The sequence below is a fragment of the Fodinibius roseus genome (assembly GCF_900129315.1).
Taxonomy (GTDB): domain Bacteria; phylum Bacteroidota; class Rhodothermia; order Balneolales; family Balneolaceae; genus Fodinibius; species Fodinibius roseus.
In genome coordinates, this window is the sequence record NZ_FQUS01000056.1 from 1 (window position 1) to 2,521 (window position 2,521).

Below are 2,521 nucleotides of genomic sequence, written 5' to 3' on the forward strand. Positions count from 1 at the left end.
GTGGCTATTTCGGTCATATGGTGCCACTCATTTCGGAGCATATAGTGCCACTTTCCATCAGCGATATTAGCGGTTAATGGTCATTGGGTCAAGCGTTGTTTTTTGCGAAGCGATTCTCCTTTCAATTCTAATCGATGAGAAGAGTAGATCACCCGATCCAGAATAGCATCAGCGATGGTTCCTTCCCCGATTAATTTGTGCCAGCCGCTGACCGGTATTTGCGAGCAAAGGATGGTTGAGGCGGTCTGGTGACGGCCTTCAATCAGATCCAGCAGCAACTGCCGGTCGGCCGAATCCATGGGATGCAGCCCAAAGTCATCGAGAATGAGTAGATCGGTCTTTAGAAGGCTTTTCAGCAGTTTGGGCCAGCTCCCATCAAGTTTGGTCAACTTGGCCTCGTCAAAAAACCGAGCGGTAACAAAGTACCGGGTTTTGAGTTGCATCAGGCACGCTTGGTGGCCGATCGCCTGCCCGAGCCAGCTTTTTCCTACCCCGGTTGGACCGGTAATGATCAGGTTTTCGGCTTTTTTTACAAAATTGAGGCTCAGTAGCCGCCCCATGAGGGTTTTGTCAAGCCCGCGGTCGGGATGGTAGTCGATGTCGGTGGCGGCCGCCTGCTGTCGGAAGCCGGCCCGTTTGATCAGGCCTGCTATTTTGCGCTGCTGGCGGTCCTCCCATTCGGCGTCAATGAGCGTATCCATCACCTCATCAAGGGAGAGGTCGTTATAAAGATTGCTGGACAGGGATTGCTGGTAGAGCTCGGCCATGGCCTTCAGGCGCATACCACGCATTTTTTCCAACGTATTATGTGAGTTCATAGGATTTGTAGTAGGTTAATTGTAGTTAGTCCCTCCACGGATATTGCCGTGATCCGGGATGTGATTGTCCAGCGGGAGTTCGGGCTCACTATTCTGGTCAAGATTATTTTTAAGAATGTTAGCAATAGTCCGGTAGCCCGCCCGGTGACCTTGGGCCGCGCGGCGGCAGGCGGCCTCGACCCGCTCGGCGGGATATGTCTTGGTCAGGGCCAGGATCCCCTGAGCCTGCTTGTAGCCAATCTCCGGGTAGTCGTACTGGGCGATCAGCCGGCGGATGTAGCTTTTCGCATAGGGACCGATGCGGGCAGCCCTTTGGGCGAACCAGTCGGGATTCCAGTCGTTGTATACCTGGTGAGTAGACGGCATGTGGGTCCCAATGGTGGTATATTTGCCGGCCGTTCGGCTTCGCTTGTGATGGGCGATGCGCTCTCCATCGTAGAAAACCTCCACCACATCGGCGGTATACTGCACCTCCACGTGGCGGCCCACATACCGGTGGGGCACGCTGTAGTAGTTTTTGTCGGTCCCCAAGTAGATGTGACTGATCTTCTGGACCTTGGCTCGTTTGTAGTGGCGCAGCTGGTACGGCGTCGGGGGTAGTGGGTCCAAGGCCGGCTGCTCGATCTCGAGGAACTGCTGGCGGCGGGTGGTCGGCCGGTTTTGAAAGCGGTAATCGTTGTAGCAGACCAACAGCTCGCGAATGGCGCCATTGAGTTCGGCCACGCTGAAGAACGTCTGGTTGGAAAGCGGGTAATAGATGCGCTGGTACACCAACCGGATAGCCCCTTCGACCAGGGCTTTATCCTTTGGGTGATACGGGCGCGTAGGATCGATCACGCACCCATAGTGCAGAGCCAGATCTTTGAGCGTTTTGTTAATCACCGGAGCATATTTGTGGCCTTTGGCCACGACCGCCTTCATGTTGTCTCCCACAATGGCTTTGGTCACCCCGCCCAGCCAGCTCTTGCAATCAGTGAGGGCCCGGACCAGATCCTCGCGCTTCTGGGCTTTGGTCGCCTGCACGTAGGTGTACTGGCTGCACGGCAGGATGGCCACAAATACCTGTGCGGGATGAATTTCCCCCGTATCGCGATCCACCCAGCTGAGGGTCTTGCCGGCAAAGTCCATAAACAGCTTCCGGCCCGCCTGGTGGCGCAAAATTCCGCTGGCCTTGGTTTTGTCTTTCCATTGGTTAAAATGGTGGACAAACTGGGTATAGCGATAGCCATCGGGATGGGTCTCCAGATACCTATTCCACAAGACTTGCATGGTACAGCCGGTCTTGCGTAGTTCTTTTGCAAACTCGGGGAAATACGTGAACAGCTGCTCGTATCGGCTTTTATCCTTGTAGTCGGTCTGTGGAAATAGCCCGACCAGTTCGGCCTCCGAGAGGGCCTGCAGCTGCTGGTAGCTAAGCTCCTGCTGGCTAAAAGCCTGCACGTAACTGTTGACGGTGTTGCGGGACATGCCCAACGCCTCCGCCACTTTCCGGTTACTGAGGCCCTTGCCTTTTAATTGAATGAGTTGTCGTAGTTCCATAATGTCGATTCGTTGCCCTGCCATAGATTTTTTTACGGCAAGATACGCATTATGGAAAGTGGCTGGGTGCCGGCTCCATGGCCCGGCGATCACCTACCTAAAATGGCACAATGACCTCCGAAACAACTGGCACAACATGACCGAAATGGGTGGCACAATGATCT

2 protein-coding genes are annotated in these 2,521 nt (G+C 54.7%); both read right to left on the reverse strand.

All coding sequences use genetic code 11. The features are described 5' to 3' along the window. Positions 1 to 80: 80 nt before the first annotated feature. Positions 81 to 818 (reverse strand): IS21-like element helper ATPase IstB, encoded by a 738-nt coding sequence (gene istB / locus BUB16_RS20950; protein ID WP_073068787.1) that lies wholly within the window; start codon positions 816 to 818, stop codon positions 81 to 83. 15 nt (positions 819 to 833) lie between these two features. Further along, positions 834 to 2,357, reverse strand: a complete 1,524-nt coding sequence (gene istA / locus BUB16_RS20955) for an IS21 family transposase (protein WP_170864490.1) — start codon at positions 2,355 to 2,357, stop codon at positions 834 to 836. Positions 2,358 to 2,521: the final 164 nt, after the last annotated feature.